Below are 19,039 nucleotides of genomic sequence, written 5' to 3'. Positions count from 1 at the left end.
GCTAAACCCGCGTTAACGGTGCGCCGGGAAAGGTGATATGGTTGTGTGCGCAACCATAATGACGGTGTGATGATGCCACCCGACGGCCCGCGCCACGCGTGCCGCGCACACCCGCAACCGGAGTTCCTCCATGCAACGTGTACCGAACCAGCCGTTCACGCGTCCCGCCCGTTTCTCCGAAGCCGAATGGCAGGCGCGCGTGCAACTCGCGGCTGCGTATCGCATCTTCGATCATCTCGGCTGGACCGAGCTGATCTACAACCATATCTCGCTGCGCGTGCCGGGCGAGGACGGACATTTCCTGATCAACCCGTTCGGGCTCCACTACCGCGAGGTGTGCGCGTCGAACCTCGTGAAGATCGATATCGACGGCAACGTGATCGGTCATTCCGACTGGCCGATCAATCCGGCCGGCTTCACGTTCCACAGCGCGATCCATGCGGCGCTGCCTGATGCGCACTGCGTGATGCACGTGCACACGACGCCCACGATGGCCGTGTGCTGTTCGCGCGACGGGCTGTCGTTCTCCAATTTCTATTCGGCGCAGTTGTACGGGAAGATCGCGTATCACGACTTCGAGGGCATCACCGTGCATCTCGAAGAGGGGCGGCGCATCGTCGAGAGCGCCGGCGGGCGGCCCGTGCTGCTGCTGCGCAATCACGGGCCCGTGACGATCGGCGCGACGCTCGCGCAGACGTTCTCGCTGATGTGGCTGCTCAATCGCGCGTGCGAGGTGCAGGTCGCGACGCATGCGATCGGCGATGCGCTGCCGATCGCGCCGCCCGTGCTCGAGGCGTGCGTGCGCGATTCGCTGAATTTCGACCCGAAGCATGGCGCGGGGCAGGATGCGTTCGACGCGCTGCAGCGCATCGTCGATCGCATCGATCCCGGTTATCGCGCGTGACGCGAAGCGCTGCGTTCACTGGCGGCGCACGCAAAAAAAACGCGGCCGGGTGGCCGCGTGAATACTCGCAGACTCCTTCGGACGAAGGAAACAAGCAACTGTGAAACGAAGTGTAGCGAAAGGCCGCACGCGGATTCAGCCGTCAGGCTGCAAAGGTCCGTTCCAGGTTGACGCAGACTGACGCGACGTGCGGCGTCCACCGCGCGAGATAGCCGGCCGCGTGCGGCGCCATCAAGGGTGGTGCGGCGATTCGCAGCATGGCCGTTCGGCGGACTGCCGGCGCATCGGCGATCGACTACCATCATGTCTGGCGCCCCCGCTCGGGCGGCGTACAACGTCGTACAAGGAGAGTCCATGCTCAAGCTGCGTTTGCTCCAGGTCGCGTTACTCGCGGGCGTGCTGGCCGCCGGCAGCGCCGCCGCCGAAACGGTGCGCCTGTCCGCCAATCTCCAGCCGTCGAGCGAAGTGCCGCCAACCGCGACCAAGGGTTCGGGCGCCGTCGATGCCACCTACGACACGGCCACGCACACGCTGCAGTGGACGGCGACTTACGAACACCTCACGGGTCCGGCCACCGCCGCGCATTTCCATGGGCCCGCGCCGGTCGGCCAGAATGCGGGCGTGCAGGTGCCGATTCCGAAGGACGAGCTGGCGAGTCCGATCAAGGGTTCGAAGGTGCTCACCGATGCGCAGGTCACCGACCTGATGGGCGGCAAGTGGTACTTCAACGTCCATACGAAGGAGCACCCGTCCGGCGAGATCCGTGGCCAGGTGATGCCGGCGAACTGAGCGCCGGCGTTTGATATAGAGGCACCTGTCGAGCGGTGCGGGAACGTTCGCACGTACCATCGTCACACTGCGATGACGGAGTGGGTCCGATGAGTTGGCAAAGCAAGTTCGCCTGCTGGCTGCTGCGCTGGCAGTTCCGTCCCGAGACCACGCGCGAGGTGCTCGATCCCGCCCGCGCACGGCGCTTTACCGACCTGCGGATGTTTGTGCCGCGCCGCGCGCCGTCGGGCTACCGGCTGCGTCAATGCCATGGCGCGGGCGACGCGCCGCTGCGCGGCGAATGGCTCGAACGCACCGACGCCGTCGCGGGTCGCGGCCCCGGCCGCACGCTGCTGTATTTCCACGGCGGCGGTTATTACTTCTGTTCAACGAAGACCCATCGGCCGCTCGTGTTCGGCCTGACGAAGCGCGCGGGCGTGCGCTCGTTCTCGCTCGACTACCGGCTTGCGCCCGAAAACCGCTTTCCGGCCGCGCTCGACGATGCGCTGGCCGCGTACCGGCAACTGATCGCGCTCGGCACGCCGCCCGAGTCGATCGTGCTTGGCGGCGATTCGGCGGGCGGCGGCCTTGCGCTCGCGACGCTCGTCGCACTGCGTGATCGCGGCGAGCCGCTGCCGGCTGGCGCGATCCTGTTCTCGCCGTGGACCGACCTGGCGGCCACCGGCGACACGCTGCGCACCAACGACGGCGCCGATCCGATGTTCGCCGGCGCGGCGCTGCCGAAGGCCGCGAAGCTCTACCTCGGCGATGCGCCGGCGACGCATCCGTACGCGTCGCCGCTCTATGCGGATTTCGCGGGCCTGCCACCGCTCTACATTCAGGTCGGCAGCACCGAGGTGCTGCTCGACGATTCGCGCCGCGTCGCCGAGAAGGCGAAGGCGGCCGGCGTGGCGGTGGAGATCGAGGTGTGGCCGGACATGCCGCACGTGTGGCAGCTATACGCGCCGATGGTGCCGGAAGCGCGCGACGCGCTCGACCGCGCGGCCGCGTTCCTGCGCCGCGTCGCGGTCGAACGCGCGGTTCAGCGCGTCGGCGAGGCGTCGATCGCCTGATAGGCGGCCTTGACGGCCACCGAACCGTACTTGCGCTCGAGCCGGCGCACGGTGAAGTGGCCGTGCGCCATCTGCTGGAAGTGGTCGATGAACAGCGTGTTGACGGTCGCGCCGAGCACGGCGCCGATCGCCGGAATCGACTTCGCGGCCATCTGCTCGGTCACCTGCACCGAGAAACGCGATGCCACCGTCTGCACGAGCTTGAACACGGCCGCCGAGCTGTGCGCGGCGATGCCTTTCGTCGTGATGTCCGACGATGCCTTCGAGATGGCCTGCGCGAGCGCGCCGCGCAGCACGAAATAGCCGAGATCGGCGTCCTCTTCCTGCTTGTCCGGGTTGCCGCCCATGCCGAGCACGGCCAGGCATTGCAGCTGCGTATCGACCGACGTCAGGTCCTCGCCTTCGCTGCGCGCGATGTCGCACACCGAGCGGAAGATCAGCGTGGTCGTCACCGGCAGCTCGACCGGCAGCGCGAGAAAGCCGAACGCGCCACCCGCCGCGCCGGTCGTCGCGACCGCGAGCTTGTGCAGCAGGTTGCTCGGCTTGTCGGGCTCGGCGTCCGGCGCCGGCGGCTTGCCGAGCGTGCGCAGCGCGATGTTCAGGCACTTGCGCAGCGCGAGCTGCGTCGCGTCGTTGATCTTGCCGGTCGCGAAATCCGGCAGCCGGGCGATCATTTTCTCGACCGGCGCGCCGAGCATGCCCGTCAGCTTCATCGTCAACGACGGGCTTTCGAGCACCTGCTTCGCGCGCCACAGCGCGTCCCGATCTTCCTGCGACAGCGTTGTCGCGGGGGTGATTGAAATCGGTTCCATCATTCTCCTTGGCGGCCGGGGGTGATTAGGGCCTGTTCCCGCTAATAACGGGCTTGCGCTGGCCCCCAGAAGGGCCGAGCGCAAGGATTGCGACGAAGCGAATACTCGACGTATTCGCGAGGAGCATGACGCGGCGATCGGCCCTTCTGGGGGCCAGCCCCACGAATGATATTTCCCAAACAGGGGAACGAGCCTTGCCGGCCGTATTGCGGCGTCGCGCGTCGCTTGTTTGGCTCGGCCAAACGGCGCTCCTTGCTTCTTGCACGCGCCCCGAAGGAAGTCCCCTTGGGGGACAGCCGGCAAGGCTCGTTCGCAAGCCCGTTATTAGCGGGAACAGGCCCTAAACCATCGCCAGCCTAGATTACTCCGCCATGCTAGAATTTTAAGATTGATTGACTCGTCAAAAGTTGCATCAACAAAAAATGGCCGTCCACACTGCCGCCCACCATTCGAGCGGGCAAGTCTTGCCATTCCGCGAATCGCTGCTGGCGATGATCGGGATCTCGTTCGTCACCATGCTCGTCGCGCTCGACCAGACCGTCGTCGGCACCGCGCTGCCGACCATCGTCGCCGAACTCCGGGGCTTCGACCTGTACGCGTGGGTCGCGACCTCGTACCTGCTCAGCTCCGTGATCACGGTGCCGATCTTCGGCCGGCTCGGCGACTATTACGGCCGCAAGCCGTTCGTGATCGTGTCGATCATCGTGTTCACCGGCGCGTCCGTGCTGTGCGGCATGGCCAACGACATGCTGTATCTCGTGCTCGCGCGCGGGCTGCAGGGGATTGGCGGCGGGATGCTGGTCGGCACCGCGTTCGCGTGCATTCCCGACCTGTTCCCCGATTCCGTCGTACGGCTGCGCTGGCAGGTGCTGATGAGCACCGCGTTCGGCATCGCGAACGCGGTCGGCCCGTCGCTCGGCGGCGTGCTGACCCAGTCGTTCGGCTGGCGCTCGGTGTTCTACGTGAACCTGCCGGTCGGCCTGCTGTCGCTGCTGTTCGTGTGGCGCTACCTGCCGCACCTGCGCCACGTCGAGCACGATCGCAAGATGCGGCTCGACTGGCCGGGCGCGCTGCTGATCGCACTGTCGCTCGGCTCGCTGCAACTGTTCGTCGAATGGCTGCCGAAGTATGGCGTCGCGAGCTGGGCGTCGCTGCTGCTCGTCGTCGCGGTCGCGGCCGGCGTCGGCCTGTGGCACTGGGAAAAGCGCGCCGCGCAGCCGATTCTGCCGTTCGACATGTTCGGCAACCGCGCGCTGTCGGCGCTCTTCGTGCTCGCGATCCTCGCCGGCTTCTCGATGTTCTCGCTGCTGTTCTACGCGCCGCTGCTGTTCCAGGGCGGTTTCGGGATGTCGCCGAAAGAGGCGGGGCTCGTGATCACGCCGCTCGTCGTGTTCATCACGATCGGCAGCATCATGAACGGCCGCGTCGTCACGCGCATCCGCAATCCGAACGCGATGCTGCACGTCGGCTTCGTGCTGTTCGCGATCACGTGCGCGGGCATCGTCGTGTCGACGCACACGACGCCGACCTGGATGCTGATGGCGCTGATGGTCGCGGGCGGCATCGGGCTCGGCTTCGTGTTGCCGAACCTCACCGTGTTCGCGCAGCAGACGGCCGGCCGCGAGCACCTCGGCATCGCGACGGCGCTGCTGCAATCGCTGCGGATGGTCGGCGGGATGGTCGGCACCGCGCTGACGGGCACGCTCGTCAACCAGATGTATTCGGGCGGCGTGCGCAATGCGCTGTCGACCGACCATGCGATGCAGTGGCATGCGCAGCTCGCCGATCCGCAGATCCTGATCGATCGCACCGCGCAGGGCAGTCTCGTCGCCGAGCTGACGCGTGCCGGGCATAATGGCGCGCTGCTGCTGGAAGCGGCCCGCGAATCGCTGGTCAGCGCGATTCACCTGGGCGTCGCGATGGCGGCCGTCATCGCCGTGGTGTCGGTGTGGCAGTGCCGCCGCGTGCCGCCGATCGCGCTGCGGCGCAAGATCGAGCCGCATGTCGCGGCCGACTGACGGATTGACCGATTCAACGATTCACCGATTTACCGGAAACGAAATCAGCGCATGGAAGAACAGGACCGCGTCGCGATCTTGCAGCAATTCGGACGCACGTATCGCGCGTTCATGACCGCGTTCGAAACGCACGTCGGGCAGCCGATGCCGCGCTGGCGCATCATGGTCGCGTTGCACACGATGGGCGGGCATTCGTCGCAGAAGCGGCTCGTCGAAGTGCTGCGCATCGATCCGGGTGCACTCACGCGCCAGTTGAAGTCGCTCGATGCACTCGGCTGGATCGAGCGTGAATCCGACGCGCGCGACAACCGAGTGACCAATGTCACGCTGACGGACGACGGCCGCGCCGCGTTCGACGCCTGCCTGCCGCGCCGCAAGGCGTTTCTCGAGCAGACGATGGCGCAGTTGCCGGACGACGTGCTGAATGCGCTGTCGGGCGCGCTGGCGATGCTCGAATCGCGAATCGCGGACGTCGGTTCGACGCCGGCCGCGCGCTGACGCGCGGCGCGGGCAGGCGCGTCAGCCGCGCCGCGACCGATCGCCACCGGCAGGCGGGCACGTTATCCCGCCACCGGCCCGCGTTTCATCTCATCTCGATTCACTTCAGGATTACAGCTCGATGCGCGTTCCCAGCAGCGCGAGGAACTGCGCGAGCCATGCCGGATGCGCGGGCCACGCGGGCGCGGTGACGAACGGTGCATCGGTCACGGCCGCATCGACCGGGATGTCCGCGTATTCGCCGCCCGCAAGCTTCACCTCGGGCGCGCAGGCCGGGTAGGCCGAGATGCGCTTGCCGCGGATCACGTCGGCGGCCGCGAGCAGTTGCGCCGCGTGGCAGATCGCGGCGATCGGCTTGCCGGCCTCGGCGAACGCGCGCACGAGCGCGATCACCTTCGGGTCGAGTCGCAGGTATTCGGGGGCGCGGCCGCCCGCGATCGCGAGCGCGTCGTAGCGCGACGCGTCGACGTCGTCGAACGCGGCGTTCAGCGTGAACTGGTGGCCGGGTTTCTCGGTGTAGGTCTGGTCGCCTTCGAAATCGTGGATCGCGGTCTTGATCTTGTCGCCCGCGCGCTTGCCGGGGCAGACTGCATCGACGTGGTGACCGACGGCCTGCAGCGCCTGGAACGGCACCATCGTTTCGTAGTCTTCGGCGAAATCGCCGGTCAGGAACAGGATCTTCTTCGCGGCCATGGCTTTCTCCAGTGAAGCGGCGTGAGGGCCCGTTCGCGCCGTGCGCGGCAGACGGGCGCAACGGCCCCGAGACGCCGTTGCGCAGCACGCAACAGCCCGCCCCGAGGACGAAAGCGCAGTGTACTCCGGCAGATTGAAGCGCGCGTGACGGCCGCCCCGCGCGAGCGGCGGGGCGGTGCGCGCAATGCACGTCAGAAGAAGGTTTCGACGACTTCCGTCACGCGGAACTGCGGATCGAGCACGAGCACCTGGCGCCACTTGTCGAACGTCAGGCACGGGTGCGAGATGTCGAACGCGACCATGTCGCCGACCTTCACGTCCGCGCCCGGCGGGATCTGCAGGTACGCGTGCTGATCCATCATCCCGGTGACGGCCCAGCCTTCGGTGGCGGCGACGTCGCGCGGCGCGCTGTCGCGGCCCGGGCGGAAGTGGCGCGCCGGCTCGGGCAGGCCCGCGTCGAACGCCGCGTCGCGCTTGCCGAGCGCGACGATCGCGCGGTCGGCTTCCGGCACCGACTGCACGTACGCCCACAGCTGCAGCGCGGGCAGCAGCCCTTCGCCCATCGTGCGCGCGATCGGGTTGCGTGCGAACACGTCGGTCTGCGCCTTCTTGTAGACGCCGACGTCGTGCGTCAGGTAGCAGCCCGGACGCAGCACGACTTCCGCGAAGCCCGCGTTGGACGCCTTCGCGAATTCTTCCGCGACCACGTCGTACCACGCCGAACCGGCGCCGGACAGGATTGCCGGCGTGCGCGCGAAGCGGCCCGCGTCGGCCAGCTCGCGTGTGAGCGCGACCGCCTCCTGCAGGAATGCGCGGATCTCGCCTTCCTCTTTCAGCACGCCTTCGTACAGTTCGATGCCGGCCAGCTTCAGCGTGTCCGGATAACGCGCGAGCGCGGCGAGCACGGCTTCGCGCTGCGCGGCATCGCGCACGCCCGCGCGGCCGCCCGGCACGCCGAGCTCGAGCAACACGTTCAGCGGCTTCTTCAACTCGCCGAAGAAGCGGCCGAGCTGGTCCACGCTCTCGGCGGAATCGACGAGGCAGAAGAATTCGAAGTCGGGATCGGACAGCAGCCCGGCGATGATCGTCATGTTCTGGCGGCCGACGAGCTGGTTCGCGAGCAGCACGCGCCGCACGCCGCCGTGATACGCGGCCTGCGTCTGGTGCGCGGTCGCGAGCGTGATGCCCCATGCGCCTGCGTCGAGCTGGCGGCGGAACAGTTGCGGCGCCATCGTCGTCTTGCCGTGCGGCGCAAACTTGACGCCATACTGCTGGACGAATGCCTGCATCCAGTTCAGGTTGTGTTCGATGCGATCCTCGTAGAGCACGGCAGCCGGCAGGCTGACGTCTTCCGCGAGCAGGTTCCACTCGAGGCGGCCCGCGTCGCCCAGCGGCACGCTCGCGCTCGGCAGATTGCCGAGACCCTTGCCGAACGGATCGATCGTCGCTTCCTGATAGTTTGTAACTTTCATGTCAATCTGCTCCATCATCACTATGCATTGCACTGAAGTTGACATGCAGATGGTACAGAAAGTAGGATTTGCGCGGTGATGTTATTTAGTAACATCAAGCTCCCCATCCTTTCCGCAGATGAATACGCCCGCTACTCCGTCCGCTTCGCACGCGGTCGAGCCTCATCCGGCTCCGCCGGTCCTCGACATCGTCGCGCGGATCGCCGAATGCGCGCCCGAGCTGCGTGAAGCCGAGCGCAAGGTCGCCGCGTTCATCCTTGCCGATCTCGCGCGCGCCGCGCATGCGAGCATCGGCGCGCTCGCACGCGACGCGGAAGTCAGCGTCGCGACCGTCACGCGTTTCGCGAAGGCTGTCGGCTGTCGCGACGTGCGCGAATTGAAGGTGCTCGTCGCGCAGGCGGCGGCCGTCGGGCAGCGCTTTCTCGTGCCGTCCGACGATGCACCGGCCGACGACACGAACCCCGCATCGGTCGTCTACGACGAGATCCGCCTGGCGCTCGCACACAACCACCAGTTGCTGCGCAACACGTCGTTCGACGCGGCGGCCGAGCTGCTCGCCGGCGCGAAGATGATCTACGTGTACGGGCAGGGCGGCGGCTCGACCGCGCTCGCCGACGAGCTGCGCTTCCGGCTCGTGCGCTTCGGCCGGCCGGTCGCGACCTATCAGGACAGCCTGCTGCAGCGGATGGTGTCCGCGACGCTGTCGCGCGACGCCGTCGTCGTCGCGCTGTCGGTCAGTGGGCGCGTACCCGAGCTGCTCGAAAGCTGCCGGCTCGCGCAGCGTTATGGCGCGAAGCTGATCGTGATCACGGCGCCGGCTTCCCCGCTTGCGAAGCTGGCCGACCACCTGATTCCGGTCGTCGCGTTCGAAACCGATTTCATTTACAAGCCGTCGACATCGCGTTACGCGATGATGATGGCGATCGACGTGCTCGTCACCGGAGTCGCGTTGCGGCTCGGCGATGCGGGCCGAGAATCGTTGCGCCGCATCAAGCATGCGCTCGATGCGCATCGCGGCGGCGGAGACCGTCAACCGGTAGGAGACTGAACATGCATTCGCATCCCGAAGCGGCCGATACGCTGATCGTCGGCGCGCAGCTTTACGACGGTACCGGTGCGCCGCCCGTCACGCGCGACGTCGCGATCCGCAACGGCGTGATCGCGGCGATCGGCAACCTGTCGAACTGGCTCGCCGAGACCGTCGTCGATGCGGACGGCCGCGCGCTCGCGCCGGGCTTCGTCGACGTGCACACGCACGACGACACGCACGTGATCCGCGCGCCGCAGATGCTGCCGAAGATCTCGCAGGGCGTGACGACCGTGATCGTCGGCAACTGCGGGATCAGCGCGTCGCCGGTGACGCTCGCGGGCGATCCGCCCGACCCGATGAACCTGCTCGGCGAGCGCGGCGCGTTCCGGTACCCGACCTTCGCCGACTACGTCGCGGCCGTGAACGACGCGCGTCCGGCTGTGAACGTCGCGGCGCTCGTCGGCCACACGGCGCTGCGCAACAACCAGATGGACCGCCTCGACCGCGCGGCGACCGACGGCGAAATCGCCGGGATGCGCGCGCAGCTCGAGGAGGCGCTCGCGAACGGCGCACTCGGGTTGTCGTCGGGTCTCGCGTACGGCTCCGCGTTCGCGGCGCCGGCCGAGGAAGTGATGGCGCTCGCCGAGCCGCTCGCGAACGCGGGCGCGCTGTACACCACGCACATGCGCACCGAGTTCGACGCGATCCTCGACGCGATGGACGAAGCGTATCGCGTCGGCCGCCATGCGCGGGTGCCGGTCGTGATCTCGCACCTGAAATGCGCGGGCCCGTCGAACTGGGGGCGCAGCACCGAAGTGCTCGCGTCGCTCGAAGGCGCGCGCCGTTACCAGCCGGTCGGCTGCGACTGCTATCCGTACAGCCGCAGTTCGTCGACGCTCGACCTGAAGCAGGTGACGGGCGACATCGACATCACGATCACGTGGTCGGAGCCGCATCCGGAAGTCGCGGGCAAGCTGCTGAAGGCGATTGCGGCCGACTGGGGCGTATCCGAGCAGGAAGCCGCGCAGCGCATCCGCCCGGCGGGCGCCGTGTACCACAACATGTCCGAGGACGACGTGCGCCGGATCCTGTCTCACCCCGCGACGATGGTCGGTTCGGACGGCCTGCCGAACGATCCGCTGCCGCACCCGCGGCTGTGGGGCGCGTTCCCGCGTGTGCTCGGCCATTACGTGCGCGACACGAACCTGCTGCCGCTCGAGGAAGCGATCCGCAAGATGACGTCGCTGTCCGCGCGCCGTTACGGGATCGCGCGGCGCGGCGAGGTGCATGTCGGTTACCACGCGGATCTCGTGCTGTTCGATCCGGCGCGCGTGATCGACGCCGCGACGTTCGAGAAGCCGCAGCAGCCCGCGCACGGGATCGACGCCGTGTGGGTGAACGGCGTGCTGACCTACGAGAACGGCCAGCCGACCGGCGAGCGCGCCGGCGGCTTCGTCGCGCGCGGCGAGCGCGTGCCGGCGAGCGCCGACGCCGCGTTCTGAGCGAGGCATCGGGTTCGATCTTCCGCGCGTGCCGCTGCCGGCGCGCGCATCCGCAACCGAGCGTTGCATGGGATCCGGGTCAGCGCTGAAGCGCGGCGCGGGTCGACAAAACAAGGAGTGAAACGATGAAGCGATATGGCGTAGGCGAAGCGAAGGGTACGGGCGGCCAGGTGATGCCGTTCGCGCGTGCGGTCGAGGCCGACGGCTGGCTGTACGTGTCGGGCCAGACGCCGATGGTGAACGGCGAGGTCGTCGAAGGCGGGATCGTCACGCAGTCGAAGCAGACGATCGAGAACGTGATCGCGATCCTGAAGGAAGCCGGTTACGGCCTCGAGCACGTCGTGCGCTGCGGCGTGTGGCTCGACGACGCGCGCGATTTCGCGTCGTTCAACAAGGTGTTCATCTCGTACTTCGGCGAGCATCCGCCGGCACGCGCATGCGTGCAGTCGAGCATGGTGATCGACTGCAAGGTCGAGGTCGACTGCATCGCGTACAAGGCGCCGGCGAAGTAACGCCGCAACGACGAGCCGCTACGCAACGGGCCCGGCGCATTCACGTGCGCCGGGCCCGTTTTGTCATGTGCCGGGCACCGGTCGACGGGTGGGCGGCGCTGCCGCGGCGGCAACCGCCGCAACGCCACCCGCCCGTTCATGTAATGTGCCGCATGATCGTACTGAGGGGAAATGCATGGAATGGGCTGCGCTGGTGCCGGAGTTGATCTGCTCGGACCTTGCCGGAAGCGTTCGCTTCTATCGTGACGTGCTGGGATTCCGGATTCGCTTCGAGCGTCCGGAAGACGGGTTCGCCTATCTTGAAATCGGGCGGGCTCAGCTGATGCTCGAGCAGTACAGCCCGGAGGGCTGGCTGACCGGCCCGCTGGAGCCGCCGTTCGGGCGCGGGATCAATCTCCAGATCGAGGTCGATGCGCTCGACCCCATCCTCGACAGGATCCGCGCCGCGGGCGTGACGCTGTTCGTCGAGCCGCGCACGTCCTGGTATCGGCAGGATGAGATCGAGCATGGCCAGATCGAAATGCTGGTGCAGGATCCCGACGGTTACCTGTTGCGCCTGGTGGAGATCCTGCCGGAGCGGCCGGTGAGCGGGTGACCGCGGACCGTCTGCGCTCCCCCGCGCAATGAAAAACGGCCCGGCCGGTTGAATCCGGTCGGGCCGTTTTGTCTGGAGTGGCTGCCGCGCGTCGCCAATTGCGACCTGCGGCGACCACCCGCCGCCGTCACTGCCGCGCCGTCCGCGCGTTGTCCGGCATCGGCTGGTTGTAGTTCGTGCGGAACGGGTTGATGTCGAGCCCGCCGCGGCGCGTATAACGCGCATACACCGCGAGCTTGACCGGTTTGCACGCATGCAGGATGTCGAGGAAGATCCGCTCGACGCATTGCTCGTGAAAGCCCGTGTGGTTGCGAAACGAGATGATGTAACGGAGCAGGCCCGCGTGATCGATCTGCGGCCCGACGTAGTGGATCTGCACGCTGCCCCAGTCGGGCTGGCCCGTGACCGGGCAGTTCGAGCGCAGCAGGTCGGACACGAGCGTCTCCTCGACCGGCGCTTCATCCTCGGCGTCGGCCGCCGACAGCAGCGACGGATCGGGTTCGTACACGTCGGTATCGAGATCGAGCCGGTCGAGCGACAGCCCGTCGAGTTCGTCCATCTGCAGCTTGCCGAAGTCGTGCGGCGACACGAGCTGCACGGATACGCTCGCGCCGCACGCGGCCGAAACGTCGCGCTTCAGCGTGTCGCGCACCGCCTCGACCGAGTCGAACGTCGACTGCGCGAACGAGCCGAGATACAGCTTGAACGACTTCGATTCGACGATGTTCGGCGATTCGGCCGGCACGTAGAAGGTCGCGACCGCGACCTGCGGCTTGCCGCGCGCGTTGAGCCACGACAGCTCGTACGCGTTCCAGATGTCGGTGCCGAAGAACGGCAGCGCCGACGTGATGCCGATCTGCTCGCGCGCACCGGCGCGCGGAATCGGGAACAGGAGCGACGCGTCGTACTGGGCTGCGTAGACGGTGGCCTTGCCGAGCGGGGAATGTTCGGGATTCATTGCGTGTCGCCTTTACGACAGGAAGAGGCGGTAAGCCGGGTTGGCGCTCTCTTCGACATACGGATAGCCGAGCGCCGCGAGGAAGCGTTCGAATTCGGCGCGATCGGCCTGCGGCACCTGCAGCCCGACGAGGATCGAACTGTAGTCCGCGCCCTGGTTGCGGTAGTGGAACAGGCTGATGTTCCAGTCCGGCGCCATCGACGACAGGAACTTCATCAGCGCGCCCGGACGCTCCGGGAATTCGAAGCGGAACAGGCGCTCGTCGAGCGCGAGCGGCGAGCGGCCGCCGACCATGTAGCGGATATGTTCCTTCGACAGCTCGTCGTGCGTCAGGTCGACGGACTTGAAGCCGTGCGACTCGAAGTTCGCGGCGATCTCCGCCGATTCGCCGCGGCGGCGGATCTGCACGCCGACGAAGATGTGCGCGGATTGCGCATCGGCGATCCGGTAGTTGAACTCGGTGACGTTACGATCGCCGACGAGCGAGCAGAAGCGCTTGAAGCTGCCGCGCTCCTCGGGGATCGTGACCGCGAACACGGCTTCGCGCGCCTCGCCCACCTCGGCACGCTCCGCGACGAAGCGCATCCGGTCGAAGTTCATGTTCGCGCCGGACGTGATCGCAACGAGCGTCTGGTTTTCGATGCCTTCGCGTTCCGCATACAGCTTCGCGCCCGCGACCGCGAGCGCGCCGGACGGTTCGAGCACGCTGCGCGTGTCCTGGAACACGTCCTTGATCGCCGCGCACAGCGCGTCGGTGTTGACCGTCAGCACGCCATCGAGGTGTTCGCTGCACAGGCGGAAGGTTTCCTCGCCGACGAGCTTCACCGCGGTGCCGTCCGCGAACAGGCCGACTTCGGTCAGCTCGACGCGCTTGCCGGCATCGATCGACTGCGCCATCGCGCACGAATCCTCGGTCTGCACGCCGAACACCTTGATCTCCGGGCGCACGGCCTTGACGTACGCGACGATGCCCGCGGCGAGCCCGCCGCCGCCGATCGGCACGAAGATCGCGTGGATCGGGCCCTGGTGCTGGCGCAGGATTTCCATCGCGACGGTGCCCTGGCCCGCGATCACGTACGGATCGTCGAACGGGTGGACGAACGTCAGGTCGCGCTCCTGCTGCACCTTGACCGCGTGCGCGTACGCATCGCTGTACGATTCGCCGACCTGGATCACCTCGACGCTCGGGCCGCCGTGCGCGCGCACCGCATCGACCTTCACCTGCGGCGTCGTGACCGGCACGACGATCACGGCCTTGATGCCCATCCGGGCCGCCGAGAACGCGACACCCTGCGCGTGATTGCCGGCCGATGCCGTAATCACGCCGCGCGCGAGCGCGTCCGCCGGAATGTGCGCCATCTTGTTGTACGCGCCGCGCAGCTTGAACGAGAACACCGGCTGGTTGTCCTCGCGCTTCAGGTAGACGGCATTGCGCAGCCGGGCCGACAGGTTGCGGGCGGGTTCGAGTTCCGTCTCGATCGCGACGTCGTAGACGCGCGCGGTGAGGATTTTCTTCAGGTAATCGTGGGATGCCATGGGTGCTCGCGTGCAGTGCGGAAGCAGACGGGAAAACGTCAATGATAGCGCCAAGGGTCCGCCTGCACGCAAGCGGCATGCCGGGAGAGCGGTCGCGGGGCCGTTCGGGTGGCGCGTTCGCGACGCGGAGCGTCCCTTTTTTACCGGGTTAACTGCGCGGTTACCGACCGGACGGGCGGCGAATGAACGCCCGAAACCGTGCCGAACCAGGCGTGGCGCGGCTTGCGGCGATAGCCCCACGGCCTGTCCGGCGTGTCACGTATGGCCCGATCATGGGTTAGAATTCCGTTTTGAATCAAGGATCGGAAGATGCAGAGGCACCCTCGGATCGCCCAGTTGAAGCCGTCGCCGCGCGCAGCCAGCCCCGCGGCGGAACGGCATGAGCGCCGCGCGCGATCGTGCTGATGGTTCCGAGTGCCGCCAGGCCCTGTCGCCGGCCAGGAGGGGCGAGTCAACGCCCGCTCCGGCCCCATGAAGGACAGCCGCGCGCCTGGTAACAGAACAGATTTCCCCAAGATTGCGCCCACGCGCTTGCCGACGCCCGTGCACGGGGTATCGGCCCTCCGAGTCGTCCGAACATGAACGCACCACAAGTTTTCGATCCGAATGGCGCGGCCGCCGCCGTCGCCGCCGACCCCGCGCCCCGATTGCGCGAGATTCCCTACAACTACACGTCCTTCTCGGATCGCGAGATCGTGATCCGCCTGCTCGGCGAGGAGGCGTGGTCGGTGCTCGACGAGCTGCGCGCCGAGCGCCGTACGGGCCGCTCGGCACGGATGCTGTATGAAGTGCTCGGCGACATCTGGGTCGTGCGTCGCAACCCGTACCTGCAGGACGACCTGCTCGACAACCCGAAGCGCCGCGCGCTGCTGATCGAGGCGCTGAACCACCGCCTGACCGAGATCGGCAAGCGCCGCAGCGCGGATCTCACCGCGCACCGTGACGACGCGGGCCGCGAGCGCGCGTTGCGCGTCGAGATGCTCGAAGCCGCCGCGCGGCGTGCGGTGAGCGAGTTCGCCGACGAATTCGAGAAGATGGCCGACCTGCGCCGCCGCGCGACCAAGGCGCTCGGCCGCTGCACGCAAAAGGACAACATCCGCTTCGACGGGCTGTCGCGCGTGTCGCACGTGACCGACGCGACCGACTGGCGCGTCGAATACCCGTTCGTCGTGCTGACGCCCGATTCCGAAGCCGAGATCGCCGGACTGATCAAGGCCTGCTTCGAGCTCGGCCTGACCGTGATCCCGCGCGGCGGTGGCACCGGCTACACGGGCGGCGCGGTGCCGCTCACGCCGTTCTCCGCGGTGATCAACACCGAGAAGCTCGAACAGCTCGGCGCGGTCGAGCTGACCGAGCTGCCGGGCGTCGCGCACAAGGTGGCGACGATCTTCTCCGGCGCGGGCGTCGTCACGCGCCGCGTGACCGAGGCGGCCGAGGCGGCCGGCTACGTGTTCGCGGTCGATCCGACGTCGCTCGACGCATCGTGCATCGGCGGCAACGTCGCGATGAATGCGGGCGGCAAGAAGGCCGTGCTGTGGGGCACCGCGCTCGACAACCTGGCCTGGTGGCGGATGGTCGACCCGGACGGCAACTGGCTCGAAGTCACGCGTCACGAGCACAACCAGGGCAAGATCCACGACATCGCGGTCGCGCGCTTCGAGCTGAAGTGGTTCGACGGCGCGTACGCGCCGGGCGAGAAGCTGCTGCGCACCGAGATGCTCGAGATCGAAGGCCGCCGTTTCCGCAAGGAAGGGCTCGGCAAGGACGTGACCGACAAGTTCCTCGCCGGCCTGCCGGGCGTGCAGAAGGAAGGCTGCGACGGGCTCATCACGTCCGCGCGCTGGGTGCTGCACAAGATGCCCGCGCACACGCGCACCGTCTGCCTCGAATTCTTCGGCCAGGCGCGCGAGGCGATCCCGAGCATCGTCGAAATCAAGGACTACCTGTTCGAGACGTCGAAGCGGGGCGGCGCGATCCTCGCGGGCCTCGAGCACCTCGACGAGCGCTACCTGCGCGCGGTCGGCTATGCGACCAAGAGCAAGCGCAATGCCTTCCCGAAGATGGTGCTGATCGGCGACATCGTCGGCGACGATGCCGACGCAGTGGCGCAAGCGACGTCCGAAGTGATCCGGATGGCGAACGGCAAGAGCGGCGAAGGCTTCGTCGCGGTCAGCGCGGAGGCGCGCAAGCGCTTCTGGCTCGACCGCAGCCGCACGGCCGCGATCGCGAAGCACACGAACGCGTTCAAGATCAACGAGGACGTCGTCATCCCGCTGAACCGGATGGGCGAGTACACCGACGGCATCGAGCGGATCAACATCGAGCTGTCGCTGAAGAACAAGCTGCAACTCGTCGACGCGCTCGAAGCATTCTTCCGCGCCGGCAACCTGCCGCTCGGCAAGACCGACGACGCGAACGAGATCCCGAGCGCCGAGCTGCTCGAAGACCGTGTCCAGCAGGCGCTGGAGTTGTTCAAGCGCGTGCGTGCGCGCTGGGAATTCGTGCGCGACCGGCTCGACCAGCCGCTGCGCGAGGCGCAGCACTACCTCGTTCAGCTTGGCTACGAGGCGCTGGCCGAGAAGTTCGCGGATCGCGCGGACGAGCAGCCGGGCGCGACCGTGTTCCACATCACGCAGGACCGCACGGTCCGCATCTCGTGGAAGCAGGAGATCCGTGCGGAGCTGCGCGCGATCTTCAACGGCGGCGCGTTCAAGCAGATCCTCGACGAAGCGCAGGCGATCCACAAGCAGGTGCTGCGCGGCCGCGTGTTCGTCGCGCTGCACATGCACGCGGGCGACGGCAACGTTCACACCAACCTGCCGGTCAACTCCGACAACTACGAGATGCTGCAGGACGCGCACGCGGCAGTCGCGCGCATCATGAAGCTGGCGCGCTCGCTCGATGGCGTGATCTCCGGCGAGCACGGGATCGGCATCACGAAGCTCGAGTTCCTGACCGACGACGAGATCGCCGAATTCCGCGCGTACAAGCAGCGCGTCGACCCGAACGGCCGTTTCAACAAGGGCAAGCTGCTCGACGGCGCCGATCTGCGCAACGCGTACACGCCGAGCTTCGGGCTGATGGGCTACGAGTCGCTGATCATGCAGCAGTCCGACATCGGCGCGATCGCCGATTCGGTGAAGGACTGCCTGCGCTGCGGCAAGTGCAAGCCGGTGTGCGCGACCCACGTGCCGCGCGCGAACCTGCTGTACAGCCCGCGCAACAAGATCCTCGCGACGTCGCTGCTGGTCGAGGCGTTCCTGTATGAAGAGCAGACGCGCCGCGGCGTGTCGATCAAGCACTGGGACGAGTTCAACGACGTGGCCGACCACTGCACGGTGTGCCACAAGTGCGCGACGCCGTGCCCGGTGAAGATCGACTTCGGCGATGTCACGATGAACATGCGCAACCTGTTGCGCAAGATGGGCAAGAAGAAGTTCAACCCGGGCCAGGCCGCGGGCATGTTCTTCCTGAACGCGACCAATCCGCAGACGATCAACGCCGCGCGCGGCGTGATGATGGGCGTCGGCTACAAGGTGCAGCGCTTCGCGAACGACATGCTGAAGAAGGTCGTGACGAAGCAGACGCAGCACCCGCCCGCGACGACCGGCAAGCCGCCCGTCGTCGAGCAGGTGATCCACTTCGTCAACAAGAAGATGCCGGGCAACCTGCCGAAGAAGACGGCGCGCGCGCTGCTCGACATCGAGGACAACAAGATCGTGCCGATCATCCGCAACCCGAAGTCGACGACCGTCGATTCGGAGGCGGTGTTTTACTTCCCGGGCTGCGGCTCCGAGCGCCTGTTCTCGCAGGTCGGTCTGGCGACGCAGGCGATGCTGTGGGAAGCCGGCGTGCAGACGGTGCTGCCGCCGGGCTACCTGTGCTGCGGTTATCCGCAGCGCGGCGCGGGCCAGTACGACAAGGCCGAGAAGATCGTCACCGACAACCGCGTGCTGTTCCACCGGGTCGCGAACACGCTGAACTACCTCGACATCAAGACGGTGGTCGTGTCGTGCGGCACCTGCTACGACCAGCTTGCCGGGTATGAATTCGACAAGATATTCCCGGGCTGCCGGATCATCGACATCCACGAGTTCCTGCTCGAGAAGGGGATGAAGCTTGATGGCGTGACGGGCACGCGCTACATGTATCACGACCCGTGCCACACGCCGATCAAGACGATGGACCCGGTCAAGCTCGTCAACGAGCTGATGGGCACGGAGAAGGACGGCTACAAGATCGAGAAGAACGACCGTTGCTGCGGCGAATCGGGCACGCTCGCGGTCACGCGCCCGGACGTGTCGACGCAGGTCCGCTTCCGCAAGGAAGAAGAGATCCGCAAGGGTGCCGCGAAGCTGCGCAGCATCCCGGTCGTGGCCGACGGCGCGAGCGCACCGGCGCCGGCCGCGAACGGCCCGGACGTGAAGATCCTGACGAGCTGCCCGTCGTGCCTGCAGGGCCTGTCGCGCTACAACGAGGATGCGAACATCGAGGCCGACTACATCGTGGTCGAGATCGCGCGCCAGGTGCTCGGCGAGAACTGGATGGCCGACTATGTCGCACGTGCGAACCATGGCGGGATCGAGCGCGTGCTGGTCTAATGCGGGCATGACGACCGCCCGACCGGGCTAGGGATGAGCGGGCGCCGGCGCGGTAGCGCCGGCGCCC

Annotated in this window: 15 protein-coding genes; 10 read left to right on the top strand and 5 right to left on the bottom strand. The window is 67.2% G+C overall.

Translation table 11 applies throughout. From position 1 onward, the window contains the following. Positions 1-130 precede the first annotated feature (130 nt). The 3 genes from ACTRWB_RS27150 to ACTRWB_RS27140 all read left to right on the top strand — a co-directional run bounded on the left by ACTRWB_RS27150 (position 131) and on the right by ACTRWB_RS27140 (position 2,745). On the top strand, positions 131-904 hold the full coding sequence (locus tag ACTRWB_RS27150) for a class II aldolase/adducin family protein (protein WP_048242764.1): 774 nt from the start codon (positions 131-133) through the stop codon (positions 902-904). Between the two features lie 354 nt (positions 905-1,258). Further along, the gene (locus ACTRWB_RS27145) at positions 1,259-1,693 is read left to right on the top strand and encodes a CHRD domain-containing protein (RefSeq protein WP_412023029.1); all 435 of its coding nucleotides are present in this window, start codon (positions 1,259-1,261) and stop codon (positions 1,691-1,693) included. A gap of 89 nt (positions 1,694-1,782) precedes the next feature. Next, positions 1,783-2,745, top strand: a complete 963-nt coding sequence (locus ACTRWB_RS27140; protein WP_446903627.1) for an alpha/beta hydrolase — start codon at positions 1,783-1,785, stop codon at positions 2,743-2,745. Here ACTRWB_RS27140 and ACTRWB_RS27135 read toward each other — a convergent pair. Further along, a complete protein-coding gene (locus ACTRWB_RS27135) occupies positions 2,715-3,557 on the bottom strand; it encodes an EcsC family protein (RefSeq protein WP_175847507.1) in 843 nt (280 codons plus the stop codon). The two genes, ACTRWB_RS27140 and ACTRWB_RS27135, sit on opposite strands and share 31 nt — an antisense overlap. Positions 3,558-3,979: 422 nt before the next feature. Between ACTRWB_RS27135 and ACTRWB_RS27130 the strand changes: the two genes are divergently transcribed. Then, on the top strand, positions 3,980-5,575 hold the full coding sequence (locus ACTRWB_RS27130) for an MDR family MFS transporter (protein WP_446903626.1): 1,596 nt from the start codon (positions 3,980-3,982) through the stop codon (positions 5,573-5,575). 51 nt (positions 5,576-5,626) lie between these two features. Beyond that, positions 5,627-6,073: a MarR family winged helix-turn-helix transcriptional regulator gene (locus tag ACTRWB_RS27125; protein ID WP_129512955.1), complete on the top strand. Its 447-nt coding sequence runs from the start codon at positions 5,627-5,629 to the stop codon at positions 6,071-6,073. A 111-nt stretch (positions 6,074-6,184) separates the two neighbouring features. Here the strand turns inward: ACTRWB_RS27125 and ACTRWB_RS27120 are convergent, their stop codons facing one another. Then, complete coding sequence (locus ACTRWB_RS27120; RefSeq protein ID WP_048242758.1) at positions 6,185-6,766, bottom strand: DJ-1/PfpI family protein; 582 nt, start codon at positions 6,764-6,766, stop codon at positions 6,185-6,187. 191 nt (positions 6,767-6,957) lie between these two features. Then, a complete protein-coding gene (locus ACTRWB_RS27115) occupies positions 6,958-8,238 on the bottom strand; it encodes an amino acid deaminase (RefSeq protein ID WP_193099066.1) in 1,281 nt (426 codons plus the stop codon). Positions 8,239-8,356: 118 nt separating this feature from the next. Here ACTRWB_RS27115 and ACTRWB_RS27110 point away from each other — a divergent pair, with 118 nt between their 5' ends. From ACTRWB_RS27110 to ACTRWB_RS27095, 4 genes are all read left to right on the top strand, one after another. Next, positions 8,357-9,286: a MurR/RpiR family transcriptional regulator gene (locus ACTRWB_RS27110; RefSeq protein ID WP_446903625.1), complete on the top strand. Its 930-nt coding sequence runs from the start codon at positions 8,357-8,359 to the stop codon at positions 9,284-9,286. 2 nt (positions 9,287-9,288) lie between these two features. Then, entirely contained in the window at positions 9,289-10,770 is a 1,482-nt protein-coding gene (locus ACTRWB_RS27105) for an N-acyl-D-amino-acid deacylase family protein (RefSeq protein WP_446903624.1), read from the top strand. A gap of 125 nt (positions 10,771-10,895) precedes the next feature. Beyond that, a complete protein-coding gene (locus ACTRWB_RS27100) occupies positions 10,896-11,282 on the top strand; it encodes a RidA family protein (protein ID WP_011353171.1) in 387 nt (128 codons plus the stop codon). 175 nt (positions 11,283-11,457) lie between these two features. Next, positions 11,458-11,877 carry a bleomycin resistance protein gene (locus tag ACTRWB_RS27095; protein ID WP_446903623.1) on the top strand — a complete coding sequence of 140 codons (420 nt, stop codon included), beginning with the start codon at positions 11,458-11,460 and terminating at the stop codon, positions 11,875-11,877. A 127-nt stretch (positions 11,878-12,004) separates the two neighbouring features. Here ACTRWB_RS27095 and queF read toward each other — a convergent pair whose 3' ends face one another. Then, a complete protein-coding gene (gene queF / locus ACTRWB_RS27090; RefSeq protein ID WP_446903622.1) occupies positions 12,005-12,835 on the bottom strand; it encodes an NADPH-dependent 7-cyano-7-deazaguanine reductase QueF in 831 nt (276 codons plus the stop codon). A 12-nt stretch (positions 12,836-12,847) separates the two neighbouring features. Continuing rightward, entirely contained in the window at positions 12,848-14,371 is a 1,524-nt protein-coding gene (ilvA, locus tag ACTRWB_RS27085) for a threonine ammonia-lyase, biosynthetic (protein ID WP_129512950.1), read from the bottom strand. A gap of 578 nt (positions 14,372-14,949) precedes the next feature. On the opposite strand from ilvA, the gene ACTRWB_RS27080 reads away from it, so the two are divergent. Beyond that, positions 14,950-18,972: a DUF3683 domain-containing protein gene (locus tag ACTRWB_RS27080; RefSeq protein WP_446903621.1), complete on the top strand. Its 4,023-nt coding sequence runs from the start codon at positions 14,950-14,952 to the stop codon at positions 18,970-18,972. Positions 18,973-19,039 lie beyond the last annotated feature (67 nt).

Source organism: Burkholderia sp. YIM B11467, from assembly GCF_052952715.1.
This window is presented reverse-complemented; position numbering and strand designations above follow the sequence as displayed.